A 17,630-nucleotide genomic window follows, 5' to 3' on the forward strand; every position below is an offset into this window, starting at 1 on the left:
GCAGTGCGCCTCTACAGAAAACTGAATACTAAAAACTGAGACTGAACACTGAATTTGTACGCAATACTAGACATAGAAACTACCGGAGGCCAGTTTAACGAAGAAGGAATTACTGAAATCGCCATTTATAAATTTGATGGACATGAAGTAATTGACCAATTCATTAGCCTTGTCAATCCTGAAATTCCGATTCAGCCATTTGTGGTGAAATTAACCGGAATAAATAATGCTATGCTCCGTTCTGCTCCAAAATTTTTTGAAGTAGCCAAAAGAATCATAGAAATTACTTCCGACTGTATTATCGTAGCACACAACGCTTCTTTTGATTACCGGATTTTACGTACTGAATTCAGACGCTTAGGCTATGATTTTGAAGCCCGCACGCTTTGTACAGTAGAACTGGCCAAGAAATTAATTCCGGAACAGCCTTCTTATAGTTTAGGAAAATTAGTGCGTGCACTTGGAATCCCTATGGCAGACAGACATCGCGCCAGTGGTGACGCTATGGCAACGACCAAACTGTTCAAAATGCTTTTGGAAAAAGATTTGGAAAAAACCATTGTAAAAGATTTCATAAAGCTGGAAGTAGAAAAAGGAATTGCGCCCAAATTTCTCGACCTTTTATCACAAATGCCTACAAAAACAGGTGTTTATTACATTCACAACCAAGGTGGTACTCTAATTTACATCGGCAAAAGCCAAAACATTAAAAAAAGAGTTAATCAGCATTTTACCGGAATAACAACAAAAAGCAAAAAAATACAGGCTGAAGTTTTTACCATCACTTATGATGAAACCGGAAGCGAATTGATTGCACTGCTAAAAGAAAGCGAAGAAGTAAAAATAAACAGACCAAGATACAATCGTTCACAGCGAAAAACAATATTCCCGTATGCCTTATACGCCGAAAAAGACAGTAATGGATATTTGAATCTAAAACTCGGAAAAGCGGACGGCCGTAAAAAAGAAATCACCTCTTACGCAAGTTTACAGGAAGGAAAAAATGCCCTTTTCAAATATACTGCCAAATATAATTTGTGCCAGAAACTTACAGGATTGTATGTGGCTAAAAAAGAGTGTTTCCAGTATAAAATAAAAGAATGTGACGGGGCCTGTATTGGTGAAATAACTCCTGAAGTATACAATGCCAGGGTTCAGCAATTCATCGCAGAAAACAGCTTCGACAATAAGAGCATGATTTTGCTTGACAGAGGCCGAAACATAAATGAAAGAAGTGCCATTTTAATCGAGAACGGCGTTTATAAAGGATATGCCTTTTATGATCTAAATTATCAGGTTACCAATATTGAAATTCTGAAAAACATCCTTATTCCGATGCAAAACAATCGTGATGTCAAAAATATTATTCAGAGCTATATCCGAAAAAGCAAATCGATTAAAATTCTTCATTTTTAATACTTACAAACTTTACGTATCTTCGTAGGGATGACAAAAAATAAATCAAAATACGAGATTTTCAGGGAAAAAATAAAAATCATTCTCTACGGAACCAACACGATTATGGGGCGTATGTTCGATTTAGTACTTCTTGGACTAATACTCCTGAGTGTTATTCTCGTGATGCTGGATACCGTAGAAGGAATAAATCAAAAATACCATTCGCAGCTGCTAATTTGTGAATGGATCATTACCATATTCTTTACCATTGAATATCTTTTGCGTATTCTTGCCATTCAAAAGCCGCTGAAATACGTTTTTAGTTTCTACGGAATTATCGATTTAATGGCTATACTGCCTATGTATATGTCGATTTTTTTTCCTGCAACGAATATTCTGACCATCGTAAGGGTTTTACGTTTTTTCAGATTGTTCAAAATCCTGCACATTCCGCAAATTTCCCATCAGTCCTTCCAATTAAAAGAAGCACTTGAAGCCAGTAAAGAAAAAATTCTTGTTTTTATCTATTTTGTGGTGATAAGTGCAGTCATTATCGGTGCATTAATGTATGTCGTTGAAGGCAAAGAAAGCGGCTTCACCAGTATTCCTGTTGGCATTTACTGGTCCATCGTAACCCTTACAACAGTTGGTTACGGAGATATATCACCGGCAACACCTTTAGGCCAGTTTTTAGCATCGTTAGTGATGATTATGGGATACGGAATTATTGCAGTTCCCACAGGAATTGTAACGGCAGAATTTGCCAAAAACAGTTTGAAAAATAATACCGTAAGCACAAAAAGGGCTTGTCGGAAATGTAATTCACAGGTACACTTCGACAACGCGAAATATTGCTATGAGTGCGGAACAGAATTACCAAAATAACTCCGGAATTTTCGTTTCCATCCGGGCCAAAAAAATATGAAATATCTGATTACTATTGTAGGACCAACAGCCATAGGAAAAACATCCTTAAGCATTGCTTTGGCACAACATTTCAAATGTGAGATAATATCTTGTGACAGTCGTCAGTTTTTTAAAGAAATGACCGTTGGTACTGCCGTTCCGAATGAAGAAGAATTACAATCGGCCCAACATCACTTTATTCAGAATAAATCGATATTCGAAAATTATACTGTCGGCGACTACGAAAAAGAAGCCCTTATCAAGATAGAAGAACTTTTTCAGAAAAGTAATTTTGTCATTTTAATTGGCGGTTCGGGCCTTTATGTAGATGCTGTTTTAAAAGGTTTTGATGAATTTCCCGAAATTGATCCTGCAATACGATCTGAAGTAAACTCGAAGTACGAGAAACTTGGAATCAATTATTTACAGGAACAGTTAAAAAAGTCAGATCCGGAGTATTATGAAAAAATCACAATAGAGAATCCGCAGACTTTACTGAACCCACAACGAATGATGCGTTTTACAGAAGTTTGTTTAGGAACCGGAAAACCCTATTCTTCTTTTTTAAATCAAAAGAAAAACAACCGGGACTTCACTCCCATCCTGATTGGTTTAGATGCCGAAAGACCAATTATTTACGACAGAATTAATCAACGTGTCGCCATCATGATGAGTCAGGGTTTACTTGAAGAGGCAAAGTCGTTATACCCCAACAAATCGTTAAATGCCCTTCAAACGGTAGGTTACAGAGAATTATTCAGTTATTTTGACGAAGAATTTTCCTTGCCTTTTGCCATAGAAGAAATCAAAAAAAACACACGAAGATTTTCCAAAAGACAATTAACCTGGTTCAAACGAAATGAAAACACAAAATGGTTTGATTATGCAACAGACAGAAAACAAATCACAGATTACATCGAAAATTTTCTAAAGTAGTCAAAAATTCAATATTCATTTTCTATATTCTATGTTCTTTGTTCTATATTCTTTGTTCTATATTCTTTGTTCTATGTTCTTTGTTCTATGTTCTATATTCTTTGTTCTATGTTCTATATTCTTTGTTCTATATTCTTTCTTCCTTACTAAAAATCAAATCTAAAAATCAACAATTTAAAATTACAAAATGCCAATATCTCCAAATTTCACATCCGTTTTAAGCAAAGAGTGGGAAATTAATTTTACGCAATGCACACCAAATGGTTATTTAAAGTATACCGATTTGTGCAACCTTTTGCAACTAACTGCTGCCGCACATTCAGAAGTTGGCGGGATTAGCTTTGCCAATATGCAGGAGTTCAATCAGGCGTGGGTTTTAAGCAGAATGCGTGTAGAAGTAAGTGCTTTACCTAAATGGCAGGATGTTGTAACAGTAAAAACATGGATTAACAGCCTTGAGAACTCCCGTTCTGTTCGTGCACTTGAAATGTACGTAAATGATAAAAAGATCGTTGGAAGCGAAACATTCTGGGCTGTATTCAATACGCAGGCCCGCCGTCCCGAACCTTTGGCTTTACCGTATGAACACTTTGAGCTTTTTCCCGAGAAAAGGGCGACGGCAGAAGGTTTTTCTAAAATAAATGTAAATCCGGAAAAGGAGTCTGTTTTTGAAAAAATAGTTTATTTATCGGATCTGGATATTGTCAATCACGCCAATAATGTGAAATACCTGGAATGGTGCCTGGATCATGTGGATCCTAAAAAAATACTAAGTCAGAAAATTGCCAGTTTTGAAATGAATTTCATGAAAGAGTTATCACTAAATGATGCTGTGATCATTCACGAGAGCGAAACTGAAACTGATTCTACATTTAGCATAACCAAAGAAGACAAAAACTGTTTCGCCTTACAGCTTAACTGGAAATAAGTATATCGAAATTCAATCCATAAAAAAAGCTCTGATTTCTCAGAGCTTTTGCTTTTTTATCGGGTGAATTATTATTCAGCAATTTTGCTTTTAACCACTAATCTGAAACCTTCTCCATGAATGTTTAAGATTTCTACATCTTCATCAGATTTTAGGTATTTTCTCAATTTAGCGATATAAACATCCATACTTCTTGAAGTAAAGTAGTTGTCATCTCTCCATATTTTAGTCAATGCTAATTCTCTTGGCATCAAATCATTTTCATGAAGGATCAGCATTTTAAGCAATTCATTTTCTTTTGGAGATAATTTTATTGCTTCATCGTTTTCAAAAGTCAGGAATCTCAGTTTAGAATTTAAATGGAATTTACCGATGTTAAATTCAAACTGCACCTGTTCTGCTTTTGTATCCGCAGATTTTCTTTGAATAATTGCTTTGATTTTCATCAATAACACTTCTGAATCAAAAGGTTTATTCAAATAATCATCGGCTCCTGCTTTATAACCTTTTAACACGTCCTCTTTCATCGATTTTGCTGTTAAAAATATAATAGGCACTTCACTGTTCTTTTCTCTAATTTCTTTGGCCAAAGTATAACCATCTTTATAAGGCATCATTACATCAAGAATACACAGATCATATACATCCTTCTTGAACTTCTCGAAACCTTCCATACCGTTTTTAGCTAAAGTAACTTCAAAGTCATTTAACATTAGATAATCTTTAAGAACTGCCCCGAAATTAAGGTCATCTTCTACTAAAAGTATTCTTTTGTTATTATTTTCCATATTTTAATTTATTAATGGTATTTTTATTATAAAGGTGCTACCTTTTCCTTTTTCGCTTTCAACATATACTTGACCATTGTGGTCTTCTACTATTCTTTTTACATAGGCAAGGCCCAAACCGTGTCCTTTAACATTATGCAAATCTCCTGTATGCTCCCTGTAAAATTTCTCAAACACTCTTTTCTGAGCTATTTTACTCATCCCTAACCCATTGTCTTTTACTTTTATCAGGATCATGTCTTTAACATTTTCCGTAAAAATTTCAATTTCAGGAATACCAGGTGAATATTTAATGGCATTTTCCAAAATATTAACCAACACATTGGTAAAATGCACTTCATTGATAAGAGAAGTTGTTCTTGCTGCATTAAAGTGCTTAACAACTGTTCCCTGTCTGTCTTCTAAAATTAAATTTACATGCTCAATTGCATCATCAATTATATCATGAATTACAGTAGGTTCTTTTGTAATATCTAATTCTCTTTTTTCCAATTTAGAAATACGAAGAACGTTCTCGACCTGAGCATGCATTCTTTTATTCTCATCCCGTATCATTTGAAGGTATCGAAAAACTTTCTCTTTATCCTCAATAATTTTAGGATTCTTTATGGCATCCAGTGCTAAATTGATGGTCGCAATCGGAGTTTTAAACTCATGCGTCATATTATTTATAAAATCGGTTTTAATTTCCGAAATATGTTTCTGACGCAGTAACTGATTTAACGCACTAGTATACGCTACTATTATAATTAATGTAAAAATTATCGATAATATGGTAATACTTAATAGTTCTGATAATAAAAATTTCTTTTTATGCGGGAACGTAACAAATAATTCATATTTACTATTTCCTTCATTATTTGTATAGATTGGAACGTGGTAACTCGCATCGTTATCAAAATGAAAGCCATCTGATTTAATTTTAGTGGCAATTCCATTACTGTAAACCCCAAACTCAAATTTGGTTTTTACTCCGTATTCCTCCAGTTCTTTCTTTAAAAGAATGAGTAACTTTTGTTTTGAAATCCTTTCTTCAAGAGGTAAAGCATCAGCAGCATCTTTGATAGAGATCTCTTGTTGAACTTTATTTAATATATCTAAACTTCCTGATTTTTCAATTGTAAGATCCGGTATGATACTCTGCCCTATTGCATTATTATCAATACTATTGTTATTATTGTAAACTTCGGTAACACGTTTCGAGCTAAAGCTTTTAAACCTTTCGCTGCTAAATTTTTTATTAAAAAGTGAACTGCTTATATCGTAATCTTCAGACGTAAGTGTATTAGAGTATACAATTGTCTTATTTGTCTTTTTGTTTCTCTGAACAAATAAAACCTGTAATAAATCTTCTTTTTTGGGAGCTTTACCGGTACTGTCTTTTATTCTGTTAACTTTATCAGCAAAACTATATAATTCCTGTTTTTCTAATTTGTCTGCAACATTTCCAATAACCTGCGTAACATGATATTTAAACTGGTCGTCATTGTTTTTAAACGAAGAGTTAAACCAATATACTTGAACCAGAATTATCCCTATTAAGGACAAGCTCATCAGTAACACAAGTATTCTAAAAAATAATTTATTCATCGCAACAAAATTAATATTTTAACAATATACTAAATAATACATTAACCAAATATTAACATTTAAGACTGATTTTGTTTTATATTTAAAATTTTAAGAATTTTAACAACTTCTTCTTTAGCTTTTTTAAGATTATCGTTATTTATTACAAAATTGCTTCCGGAAATACGTTTTTCATCATTCCATTGCATTTTCATACGGTCCAAAACATGCTCTCTTGTGGTGTTGTCACGTTTTAAAACTCTGCTAATTCTTACTTCTTCCGGGGCTGTCACTGTTATCACCAGATCACATTCCTTATAGCGTCCGCTTTCAAACAGAATTGCGGCTTCGTAAATTACATATTCGTAATTATTATGTCTCAATAACCATGCCTCGAAATCCTCTTTTACAGCCGGATGAACTATAGCATTTAGCTGGTCCAGCCTGGCTTTATCTTTAAACACAATTTCAGCAAGTTTAGACCTGTTTAAAACATTATTCTCAAAAACGGCATCCCCGAAAGTGGTTTGTATTTTACTTATAATATTTTCAGACTGCATTACCCTTCTAGCTCCGTCATCAGCAATATAAACAGGAACTCCCAATTCATTAAAAAAATTGGCAATAGTTGTTTTACCGCTTCCAATTCCACCTGTTAAACCAATAACTTTTGTCATATTACACTTTAAAAAACATACGAGGAAAAGCTTCTTGTGGTTTTTTCTTTAAAAGGATAATTTTTACAAATGATTCCAAAAATCCCGTTCCATACCCATAAAACTGTTTCCATACCGCTATCACTGAAAGATATCCAATTTTAAAACTTTTATTCTGGAGAGTGGATGTAAGAAAAATTATAACGAAATATACGAAATATAATTGTAATAAAAGATCAAAATTAAAGATTAACAAAAAAAAAGCTATTAATAAACCTAAAATAAAGACAGTAGGAAAGAAAAAAGTGATTTTACTATGTTCCGGATACCAACTATTTAAAATTGGTCTTGCAATTCCGAATTTATGCACCTGAACTGAAAATTTACTCCAGTCTATACGACGTTTGTGATACACAAATGCTTGTGGAAATAACCTGGTTTCAAAACCTAAATTCCACAAACGGATTGAAAGGTCCGGATCTTCTCCAGGATGGATATTCCCAAAACCTCTGGATATTTCAAAAGCTTTTTTTGAAATTCCCATATTAAAACTACGGGGCTGAAATTTATTAATTTTCTCTGAACCACCACGAATCCCACCGGTTGTCAAAAATGAAGTCATAGCAAAGTTTATCGCTTTCTGAACATTTGAAAAGCTTTTTAATGCTTTATCTGGTCCACCGAAACAGTCTACATACTTTGTATTTAATTCTTTTCTGACTTCTGTCAGATAATTGGACGGAATGATACAATCCGAATCAAAAATGATAAAATAATCACCTCTCGCCTTTTGCATTCCAAAATTCCTTGAGTCTCCGGGTCCTGAATTCTCTTTGAAATAGTAGAAAATATTAAGTTTTCCCTGATACGTCATCACAACCTCTTTGCAAGGTATTGACGAACCATCTTCGATAAGAACAATTTCAAAAGCTTCATTATAATCAGATTGAGCCAAGCTTTCTAAAAGTTCATCAACTTCATCAGGCCGATTATACACGGGTATAATTAAAGAAAAAATCATAATGGAATATGAGGTATTAAGGAGTAATTATTAAACTGAAAAATTTTAACAAAGATATGGTATATTCACAAAAAAACCATCAACTTCTGGCTGATGGTTTTTATTTATGGTAATCTTGTATTTTATTTTATACTTTCTATTTCAACTACTTCATTTGCTTCTGCTTTGTAGTCTACTCCTGCAAATTCAAATCCAAATAAGTTTAGGAAATCATTTCTGTATCCGGCCAAATCTCCTATTCCGGGTAAAGTTTCGGTAGTCGCTTCCAGCCAGAGTTGCGCTACTTTAGCCTGAACATCTTCACGCATTTCCCAGTCATCAATTCTGATTCTTCCTTTCTCATCTACAGGAACTTCGGATCCGCTGTACAATCTGTCCTGGAACAAACGCTGAATTTGCTCAATACAACCTTCGTGGATTCCTTCTTCTTTCATGATTTTGTACAAAAGAGAAATGTATAACGGAATAACAGGAATTGCAGAACTTGCCTGGGTAACCAATGCTTTATTTACCGATACATACGCTTTTCCGCCTACTGATTTTAAACTGTCTGTGATAGAAAATGCTGTCGCTTCCAAATCATCTTTTGCACGGCCAATTGTTCCTTTACGGTAAACTGCCTCTGTCAATGATGGTCCGATATACGAATACGCCACTGTTGTAGCTCCTTCTGCCAGTAAATTCTCCTCTTTTAAAGCATCCATCCACATGGCCCAGTCTTCACCTCCCATTACGGCAACAGTATTGGTGATATCTTCTTCATTAGCCGGTGCTATAGAAACTTCAGTAACGTTTCCGGTATGAAAATCAACTGTTTTGTTTGTAAAGGTCTGTCCGATTGGTTTTAAAACAGAACGGTGTGTTACTCCTGTTACAGGGTGTAAACGCACCGGTGATGCTAAACTGTAAATCACAAGATCAACCTGTCCTAAGTCTGCTTTTATTAAATCTAACGTTTGTCTTTTAATTTCGTTTGAAAAAGCATCTCCATTGATACTTTTTGCATACAAACCTGCTTTATGAGCTTCAGCTTCAAAAGCTGCAGAATTATACCATCCCGGTGAAGCTGTTTTTCCTTCAACCGGTGGTTTTTCAAAAAACACTCCAATTGTTGCAGCATCAGATCCGAATGCACTTGTAATTCTTGAAGCCAATCCAAAACCTGTTGAAGCACCAATAACCAGTACTTTTTTTGCTCCGGCGATCGGACCTTTTGATTTTATATATTCTATTTGATTTTTTACATTCTGCTCGCATCCCTTTGGGTGTGATGTCAAACAAATAAATCCTCTCATTCTAGGTTCTATAATCATCTTGCAATTATTTTTATTGTATTAATTCAGTTTCAGTTTTAATTTTTCAAAAATAGACATTTTATCTTTAACCCTTTTCATGTTGGCATTCATATTGTCTATAAAGTTTGGGTTCAGGGCGCTTTTCTTCGCTAGTTTATAATAATTATAAGCAGCTGTGTACTCATTTTCATACTCTGCCATTCTTCCTAATTCACTGTTATAGGTCGAATAATCAAAGTTTTCGAGGTTCTGCATCGTATCTCTAATATGACCTTTTGCTTCTGCATAACGGCCAATATCAATGAGTAAATATGTATAATTTATGTAGGGTGCCGGATATTTTGGTTCAAATTTCATAGCCAGTTTATAATGATAAATTCCTCTGTCATAATTACTTAACTTGTTATAATAAATCCAGCCCAAATGATTATGAGCTTTACCAAAGTCCGGATATTGAGCCAGTATTTCCTCCAGCAGTTCTTTTCCTTCAGCTATATTTCCGTCAGATATTAAGGAATCTGCTTTAATAAATTGATTTTCATAAAAACTCAGGCTTTCCATAAATACTGTATTCTAATTTAATAATTGTTTGGCGTGATTTAATGCCGAATCTGAAATGTTTGCACCGGATAGCATCTGAGCAATTTCTATCACTCTTTCTTCCTGCCCTAATAGTTTCAGTTCTGATTGTGTATCGTCATCAACGGTAGATTTGGAGACTTTGAAATGAGAATCCCCTTTTGCTGCAATTTGCGGTAAATGCGTAATAGCAAATATCTGCATTGTGGCACTCATTTCTTTCATAATTTCACCCATTCTGATCGCAATTTCACCCGAAACTCCGGTATCAATTTCATCAAAAATCAAAGTAGGCAATTTGGAATATTTTGCCAATATCGCTTTAACAGCCAGCATAATACGGGACATCTCTCCCCCTGAAGCCACTTTCTTCAGCAATCCGAAGTCTGTTCCTTTATTGGCTGAAAATAAAAACTGCAATTCGTCTTTTCCGTTTTGAAAGTAGTTTTCAGACGGCAGCAGCGCCATATTGAAACGAACATTGGGCATACCTAAAGTCTCCAGGATCGAAACCAACTGATTCGATAAAACCGGAATAGCATTTTCCCTATTTTGATGAATGGCTGCAGAGAAAGCATCCAATTTCTGTGTTTTTTGTTCTATTGCCTGTGATAAAACCGTAATTTCTTCTTCGATATTCCCCAGTTCCACAACTGCGCTTTCCAGTCCGGCCTGAATTTGAAGCAAATCGTCAACTGAAGTTACCTGATGTTTCTTCTGAAGATTATAAATTAACTGCAGCTTCTGATTGGTCAATTCTAACTTTTCGGGATCGTTTAATAATTTTTCCGAAGCATTTTGCAATTCTTTGGAAACATCATCTACTTCGATGGCTACACTTGTAATTCTTTCGAACAAACTCTGATATTCCGGTGAAAAAAGGGCAATTTTTTGCAGAGACACTTTAATCTCATTCAGATTATGAAAAACGCCAAATTGTTCTTCATTAGTAATTACGAGAGACTTATCGATTGCTTCTTTTATAATTTCTACATTATTCAGCTTCTCAAAATCAGCTTCCAGTTCTTCCTGCTCGCCGGACTTTAGCTTTGCTACAACCAATTCATTCAGCAGAAAGGTATTGTATTCCTGTTCTTTTCCTGAATCGCTTTGTCTTTTCAGTAAAGCGTTGAGTTTTGATTTATCTGATTTATATTCCTTTAAAAGTTTCTGATACGAACCAATAATATCTGAATTGTCTGCAATTGCATCAATTATTTTGAACTGAACATTTTCATCAGAAAGTTCCTGAGTCTGCTGCTGTGAATGAATATCGATCAGAAACAAACTTAAATCCTGCAGTTCCTGAAGGTTTACGGGACTATCGTTAATAAAAGCACGTGATTTTCCCGATGGCAAAATCTCGCGTCTGATGATTGTTTCGTCTTCGTAATCAAGGTCATTTGCTTCGAAAAATTCTTTTAAATTGTATTTCGAAATTTCAAATTGTGCCTCTATTACACATTTCTCTTCCTTATTTTTCAATGAAGTGAGATCGGCTCTTTTTCCCAAAACCAGACCTATTGCTCCTAAAATTATAGATTTACCAGCACCTGTTTCACCTGTAATTATAGAAAAACCTTTTGAAAAATCAATAGCAAGCTTTTCAATCAGAGCGTAATTTTTAATTGACAGTGAAGTAATCATAGGAAAAATATATAAATATAAAAGTTAATGAAGGAAGCAAAATTTTAAAACAATTAAAATTTGATTTGCGACCATTTAGTAGAATTCAATGGAGATACTTTATTTAAAACATCTGTTAAATCGGTAACAGGAATACTTGGCCCGCCGGAGAAAACAGAAACAATTTCGTCTGATTTGGCATCAAAAAATATCCGCGTTAAAAAAGCGTTTGGCTTAACCGAATTTAGTTTTCCTATAAGTATTACGGAAGATTTTATTTTTTCTTTGGCAGCTTTCAAATCCTGACTCATATTGTCTAAACCCGAATGGTATAAAAACATGGTTTGTCTCAGATCGCTGTAAGTTGGCGAAAGCATATCGTTTATCAAAAAGTAACGATTCTGAACTCCATCTGCCTGACTCCATCCCTTAAAACCTCCCTGTTGCGCTACATTTGAGATATTTTGGGCTGTTTCAAGATACGAACTTCCTCCTGCCATCTGAAAGGTATCTGCATCTATTCCTAAAATCATATAACTGTAAAAGGAAACTACTGATACTAAATTAGATTCAAAAGTAGTCGGATTGAATAATAACGGCTCATACTCTGTATAACGAAAACTAAAGTCCTTATCGTTATAATTGAAAATCGGAGAGGAATAGGTCGAATTATAAATAAGTCTCGAAGCCTGAACCTGAATGGTACCCGAAAACTGATCTGAACTATTGGACAATAAAGTAATATACATCGAACAATTGATTCGCTCGTTCTGCTTGAGTACGGAACCCGTCCAGTCTGTTTTATTTACAAATTCCGACAGAGAGGTCTGAAGTGTTTTATAAACCTGCTGGTTTGGATTGGGAAGTCTGTCCGTATTTATAGTTACCGTACAATTTAGCTGTTGTGCCTGGGTAAAGCCAAAAATTAAAAATACCAATAAAGTAACTATTTTATTATTCATACGAAGATACTATTTGCGTTTAGCGAAATATGGTTTCGCTATTTTTTTATTAAGTGTCTGGCCTGCGATCACTTTTTGCTTTATAGAAAATGTGAAATCACTTTATTCAAAATATCGGCTGCTACTGATTCTTTTGATTTTAATTCCATTGGTTCAATTTTAAAATCCTTATCGATAAATGTCACTTTATTGGTTTCTTTTTTAAAACCGGCGCCTTTATCCTGTAAGGAATTTAAAACAATCAAATCTAAGTTTTTTTTCTGAATTTTCAACTTCGCATTCTCAATTTCATTTTCAGTTTCTAATGCAAACCCAATCAAAAATTGATTTTTCTTGCTATTTCCCAGTGACAATAAAATATCTTTAGTTTTTTCGAGGGCAATCGAAAATTCATCCGGAGCTTTTTTTATTTTCTGTACAGCTACCGTTTTCGGTTTATAATCGGCTACCGCTGCTGCTGCAATGGCCACATCAACATCATTATAATACAAATGACAGGCATCATACATTTCCTCCGCCGATACCACATTTACAACCTCAATTGCGGTGTTCTTTACATTGTAATGCGTTGGTCCGGAGACCAAAATAACACTTGCGCCTAAATCAGCAGCTGCATTTGCAATATCAAAACCCATTTTTCCGGAAGAATGATTTCCTATAAAACGTACAGGATCTATTGCTTCGTATGTTGGTCCGGCAGTAATTAGTATTTTTTTTCCTTTTAGCGGTAATTTAGCTTCTAAATCGGCTTCAAGAAACGCAATTATATTTTCAGGTTCTGCCATTCTTCCTTCACCGGAAAGGCCACTTGCCAATTCGCCGCTTTCTGCCGGAATCATGACATTCCCAAATTGCTTTAAAGCATTAAAACTTGAAATGGTGGAAGGGTGTTTGTACATGTCCAGATCCATTGCGGGAGCAAAGTAAACGGGACATTTGGCCGATAAATAAGTGGCAATTAAAAGATTGTCGCAATTACCGGTTGTCATCTTGGATAACGTATTGGCGGTTGCGGGAGCAATAAGCATCAAATCGGCCCAAAGTGCCAAATCAACGTGATTGTTCCAAACGGCATCTTCATCATCCTGATTAAAGAAACTGGAATGTACCGGATTTTTTGATAACGTAGATAACGTAAGTGGAGTTACAAAATCCTTAGAAGCAGGTGTCATTATCACCTGGACATGTGCACCTGCTTTTATAAAGAGTCGTACTAATGATGCTGTTTTATACGCTGCAATTCCACCAGAAACTCCCAGTAAAATTTTTTTTCCGTTTAAAACTGACATTATACTATATTATTTGTTTGAACCTCTGTGGTATGTTTTACCGTCTAACCATTCCTGAACGGCTAAAGCGTGTGGTTTTGGTAATTTTTCGTAAAATTTAGAAACTTCAATTTGTTCTTTATTTTCAAAAACTTCCTCAAGACTGTCATTATAAGTAGCAAACTCTTCCAATTTCTCCGTTAATTCTTTTTTGATTTCAGAATTAATCTGATTTGCTCTTTTAGCCATAATGGTAATTGCCTCATACACATTTCCTGTTGGCTCTTCAATAACTGTTTTATTGTAAGTTATTGTATTTACAGGAGCATTCGTCTTTTTTAAATCCATGACTTTATTTTATTTAGTAAATTTTTGTAAATCAGTTTCCACTCTGACATTCATTTCGTCAGCTTGTGCTTTGTATTTTGTGTCGCTTTTAAACTTAAGTAAGTTATTGTAAGCTACTTTGGCAACATTTAAACGATCCTGCATTTTTGAAGGAACGCTGTTTATAGCCAGTTTGTATGCAGAATCATATTTATAGAACAATGCATCTTCTTTAAAAGGTGTTCCCGGAAAGTCAGCTATAAAATTATCAAAAGCAATTAATGCCGATTTATAATCTGAAATCGTATTATATCCTTTTGCATTTTCGAATGCTTTTTTCTCCAGCTTGCCATTGAGGATTTTTACCGCATCATTGGCCTGAGTGATGTATTCTGAATTTGGATAATTATCAATGAAAGCCTGTAATTTCTCTAATGCTTTTACCGTATCGGTCTGGTCTAAACTATAAACAGGTGATAATTTTGAGTAACTGTAGGCACCAAGAAAAGCAGCTTCCTGAACTTTTTCGCTTCGTGGGTAACCGGAAACGAAACTTTCAAACTGATAACCTGCCAAATAATATTGTTTTGTTTTATAATAGGACTGAGAAAACATATAAAATAGTTTTTCAGCCTGAGGCTTACCTCTATACGTAGGCGCTAATTGCTCAAAAAGACGGATGGCTTTTGAATATTTTCCAGCTTCATACATCTTTGTTGCTATTTCAAATTTTGCCGCAACATCTTCATTTTTCAATGCTTTTTGGTAATCACTACAAGAACAAAAAAGGACAACAACAATTAATAGAGATACTATTTTTTTCATTTTATTACTTTTATTATGATTTCTTAGACAATTGTGCCAAAGCAAAATCACACCGAAGTTCCGGTGGCAAATTTAGTTATTAATTTAGCTACTACAAAATATTTTTTTGGTATAATAAAATACCGTTAATCCTGCTCTACCTGAATGCTTTTTTTAACGAATTCATTCAGTCTTCCGGCCAGTGAATCATCTACTGAAACTAATGGCAAACGTACCGTGTTTTCAGCAATACCAAGGGCTTTGAACACTTGTTTGATTCCGGCAGGATTTCCCTGCTCAAAAATCATATCAATACAATCTGACAGAAAGTATTGTGTTTTAAAAGCTTCATTTACTTTTTTATTCAAACCTAAACGGATCATTTCTGAAAATTCTTTCGGAAAACCTTGTCCAATTACAGAGATTACCCCTGCTCCGCCAGCCAAAACTATGGGTAAGGCAATCATATCGTCACCTGAAATTACAAGAAAATCTTTCGGTGCATTTTTAATCAGTTGAAAAGCCTGCACGATATCTCCCGCAGCTTCTTTTATCCCTACGACATTCTTAAAATCATTCGCCAGACGAATTACGGTTGAAGGCAGCATATTGCTTGATGTTCTCCCCGGCACATTATATAAAATAACCGGCAGCGGAGAAGCTTCGGCAACAGCTTTAAAATGCTGGTAAATTCCTTCCTGAGTTGGTTTGTTATAATAAGGAGAAACGGAAAGAATAGCCTCAAATGCAGAAAAATCCCTTGTTTTTAATTCCTCCACCACCTGCATTGTATTGTTACCGCCCACACCAAGTACCAAAGGCAATCTGCCTTTATTAACATCAATTACTGCATTAATAACTAATTCTTTTTCGGCCTGGGTCAAGGTAGCATTTTCTGCTGTCGTACCCATAACCACAAGATATTCAACTCCTCCGTCAATCGAAAAATTAACTATTCGCTGTAATGCTTCAAAATCAATTGAGAAATCTTTTTTAAATGGAGTTACAAGTGCAACGCCGGTACCTATTAATGATTGCATATTCTAATTTATATTTTATTTGATATTTTTTAAATACTTAAACAATTCGAAAACGAAGAGTTTGTAATTCTCCAGAGTGGTTTCGATCATCCATCGGTTTAATTTTTTATCGACGGCTGTAAAACCAACTTTAAACTTCGCTTCTGACTTACTTGTTACCAGCATCAAAATGGCTTTTTCGATATCATAATAACTAATCAGAAGGTCAAATTCTGTCCCGATAAATTCATTCAGAAAATCTGCCGTAATATTTCCGTTCCAACTGATGTCTTTTTTACCAAAAGTAGGTCGGGAGTATGCGGTTTTTTCCTTTAATTTATCTCTGTACACCACAATTTTTATATCCTCCGGCCTGATTCCATTCGATATTAATTCTCTGATTAACTCTTTTGAATGTCGAAATTTGCTTTCATCAACCAGTAAACCAATTGTTTGCACTTTACTTGTAAAGACTTCGTTTTTGACATTATGCAGGTTATTTTTTAATGATTTTTTTACAAAAAATTCCTTTATATAATTTAAAAACATAGTATTTTTACCAGATTACAAAATTAATTATTTAAGTCGCATTTAAGATGGTAAAACTAAAAAAGTATAACGGATTTTTAAAACTTTTTGTTATATTCTTAACACTTTTTTTTATAACTTCTTGCAGTACCAAAAACTACAATTTAACGAAGATAGAAGGCATGCTGCTGCCTGTAACGGAGAAAGCTGCCGAAACCCCGGCCATAGAAAGTTTTATTGCTCCTTATCGCAATCATATTAATAGGGATTTGGACAGTATTTTGGCTTATTGTCCTGAAACACTTGACAAAAGCAGCGGAAAATGGCAGACGACTATTGGAAATCTAATGGCTGATGTTTGTGTAAAAAGAGGAAATCTGGTTTTTAAAGCCCGTGAGAAAAAAACCATTGACCTGTGTTTATTGAATCATGGCGGGATCAGAGCTATTTTACCTAAAGGAAATGTAACCAGCAGAACAGCGTTTGAAATTATGCCTTTTGAAAATAGTATGGTTGTTATGGCTTTAAAAGGGGAGCAAATTTCAGAAATGACTTCCTATATTATCAAAGCACAGAAAGCACAGCCCTTATCCGGGATGACTTTTACGATCGCCAAAGACAAGACTGCAAAAAACATCCTGATTCAGGGAAAACCTCTTGATCTTACTGCTGTTTATTATGTAGCCACCAATGATTATTTGGCCAATGGCGGAGACAGTATGTCTTTTTTCGCGAAAAGTGTTCAGAAATATGATCTGAATTATAAACTAAGGGATGTACTGATTGACTATTTTAAAGAAGTAGATACCATTCCGGTGCCAAGAGATATCAGAATTACGGAAGAATAAAAAATTTGCCAATAATTTCACGAATTTTCGCGAATTTTTTAATAATGAATATTTGAAAAATGAGCCGAAAATAAAAGTTGATAACTCTGCTTGTGAAAAGTTTAACCACAGCTTTAAAATCAATTTAATCTTTTTATCTGTGGCAAAAAAAACGCAATACAGAAGAAAATAA

Annotated in this window: 18 protein-coding genes; 5 read left to right on the forward strand and 13 right to left on the reverse strand. The window is 34.6% G+C overall.

Annotated features, from left to right (window positions below; translation table 11 throughout):
- Positions 1 to 54 precede the first annotated feature (54 nt).
- The 4 genes from D0817_RS05945 to D0817_RS05960 all read left to right on the forward strand — a co-directional run bounded on the left by D0817_RS05945 (position 55) and on the right by D0817_RS05960 (position 4,168).
- Positions 55 to 1,416, forward strand: a complete 1,362-nt coding sequence (locus D0817_RS05945) for an exonuclease domain-containing protein (protein WP_127337488.1) — start codon at positions 55 to 57, stop codon at positions 1,414 to 1,416.
- 30 nt (positions 1,417 to 1,446) lie between these two features.
- A complete protein-coding gene (locus tag D0817_RS05950; RefSeq protein WP_127337489.1) occupies positions 1,447 to 2,283 on the forward strand; it encodes an ion transporter in 837 nt (278 codons plus the stop codon).
- 36 nt (positions 2,284 to 2,319) lie between these two features.
- Positions 2,320 to 3,240: a tRNA (adenosine(37)-N6)-dimethylallyltransferase MiaA gene (gene miaA / locus D0817_RS05955; RefSeq protein ID WP_127337490.1), complete on the forward strand. Its 921-nt coding sequence runs from the start codon at positions 2,320 to 2,322 to the stop codon at positions 3,238 to 3,240.
- 187 nt (positions 3,241 to 3,427) lie between these two features.
- Positions 3,428 to 4,168: an acyl-[acyl-carrier-protein] thioesterase gene (locus D0817_RS05960; protein ID WP_127337491.1), complete on the forward strand. Its 741-nt coding sequence runs from the start codon at positions 3,428 to 3,430 to the stop codon at positions 4,166 to 4,168.
- A 71-nt stretch (positions 4,169 to 4,239) separates the two neighbouring features.
- Here the strand turns inward: D0817_RS05960 and D0817_RS05965 are convergent, their stop codons facing one another.
- The 13 genes from D0817_RS05965 to D0817_RS06025 all read right to left on the reverse strand — a co-directional run bounded on the left by D0817_RS05965 (position 4,240) and on the right by D0817_RS06025 (position 16,631).
- Positions 4,240 to 4,956 (reverse strand): response regulator transcription factor, encoded by a 717-nt coding sequence (locus D0817_RS05965; RefSeq protein WP_127337492.1) that lies wholly within the window; start codon positions 4,954 to 4,956, stop codon positions 4,240 to 4,242.
- A gap of 3 nt (positions 4,957 to 4,959) precedes the next feature.
- Positions 4,960 to 6,546, reverse strand: a complete 1,587-nt coding sequence (locus tag D0817_RS05970; RefSeq protein WP_127337493.1) for a sensor histidine kinase — start codon at positions 6,544 to 6,546, stop codon at positions 4,960 to 4,962.
- A gap of 59 nt (positions 6,547 to 6,605) precedes the next feature.
- The gene (gene coaE, locus D0817_RS05975) at positions 6,606 to 7,202 is read right to left on the reverse strand and encodes a dephospho-CoA kinase (protein WP_127337494.1); all 597 of its coding nucleotides are present in this window, start codon (positions 7,200 to 7,202) and stop codon (positions 6,606 to 6,608) included.
- A gap of 1 nt (position 7,203) precedes the next feature.
- Complete coding sequence (locus D0817_RS05980; protein ID WP_127337495.1) at positions 7,204 to 8,202, reverse strand: glycosyltransferase family 2 protein; 999 nt, start codon at positions 8,200 to 8,202, stop codon at positions 7,204 to 7,206.
- A gap of 122 nt (positions 8,203 to 8,324) precedes the next feature.
- Positions 8,325 to 9,515 (reverse strand): enoyl-ACP reductase FabV, encoded by a 1,191-nt coding sequence (fabV, locus tag D0817_RS05985; RefSeq protein WP_127337496.1) that lies wholly within the window; start codon positions 9,513 to 9,515, stop codon positions 8,325 to 8,327.
- Positions 9,516 to 9,536: 21 nt separating this feature from the next.
- Positions 9,537 to 10,058 (reverse strand): tetratricopeptide repeat protein, encoded by a 522-nt coding sequence (locus tag D0817_RS05990; RefSeq protein WP_127337497.1) that lies wholly within the window; start codon positions 10,056 to 10,058, stop codon positions 9,537 to 9,539.
- 12 nt (positions 10,059 to 10,070) lie between these two features.
- Positions 10,071 to 11,723 (reverse strand): DNA repair protein RecN, encoded by a 1,653-nt coding sequence (recN, locus tag D0817_RS05995; RefSeq protein WP_127337498.1) that lies wholly within the window; start codon positions 11,721 to 11,723, stop codon positions 10,071 to 10,073.
- Positions 11,724 to 11,776: 53 nt separating this feature from the next.
- Complete coding sequence (porD, locus tag D0817_RS06000; protein ID WP_127337499.1) at positions 11,777 to 12,664, reverse strand: type IX secretion system protein PorD; 888 nt, start codon at positions 12,662 to 12,664, stop codon at positions 11,777 to 11,779.
- A gap of 80 nt (positions 12,665 to 12,744) precedes the next feature.
- Positions 12,745 to 13,953, reverse strand: coding sequence for a bifunctional phosphopantothenoylcysteine decarboxylase/phosphopantothenate--cysteine ligase CoaBC (gene coaBC, locus D0817_RS06005; protein WP_127337500.1), 1,209 nt, complete (start codon positions 13,951 to 13,953; stop codon positions 12,745 to 12,747).
- Positions 13,954 to 13,962: 9 nt separating this feature from the next.
- On the reverse strand, positions 13,963 to 14,280 hold the full coding sequence (locus D0817_RS06010) for a DNA-directed RNA polymerase subunit omega (protein ID WP_007807938.1): 318 nt from the start codon (positions 14,278 to 14,280) through the stop codon (positions 13,963 to 13,965).
- 9 nt (positions 14,281 to 14,289) lie between these two features.
- Positions 14,290 to 15,084 (reverse strand): outer membrane protein assembly factor BamD, encoded by a 795-nt coding sequence (locus tag D0817_RS06015; protein WP_127337501.1) that lies wholly within the window; start codon positions 15,082 to 15,084, stop codon positions 14,290 to 14,292.
- A gap of 125 nt (positions 15,085 to 15,209) precedes the next feature.
- On the reverse strand, positions 15,210 to 16,103 hold the full coding sequence (gene dapA, locus D0817_RS06020) for a 4-hydroxy-tetrahydrodipicolinate synthase (protein ID WP_127337502.1): 894 nt from the start codon (positions 16,101 to 16,103) through the stop codon (positions 15,210 to 15,212).
- A gap of 15 nt (positions 16,104 to 16,118) precedes the next feature.
- Positions 16,119 to 16,631 carry a DUF6913 domain-containing protein gene (locus D0817_RS06025; RefSeq protein ID WP_127337503.1) on the reverse strand — a complete coding sequence of 171 codons (513 nt, stop codon included), beginning with the start codon at positions 16,629 to 16,631 and terminating at the stop codon, positions 16,119 to 16,121.
- A 47-nt stretch (positions 16,632 to 16,678) separates the two neighbouring features.
- Here D0817_RS06025 and D0817_RS06030 point away from each other — a divergent pair, with 47 nt between their 5' ends.
- Positions 16,679 to 17,458, forward strand: a complete 780-nt coding sequence (locus tag D0817_RS06030; protein WP_127337504.1) for a 5'-nucleotidase C-terminal domain-containing protein — start codon at positions 16,679 to 16,681, stop codon at positions 17,456 to 17,458.
- Positions 17,459 to 17,630: the final 172 nt, after the last annotated feature.

The organism is Flavobacterium cupreum (genome assembly GCF_003996965.1).
GTDB lineage: Bacteria > Bacteroidota > Bacteroidia > Flavobacteriales > Flavobacteriaceae > Flavobacterium > Flavobacterium cupreum.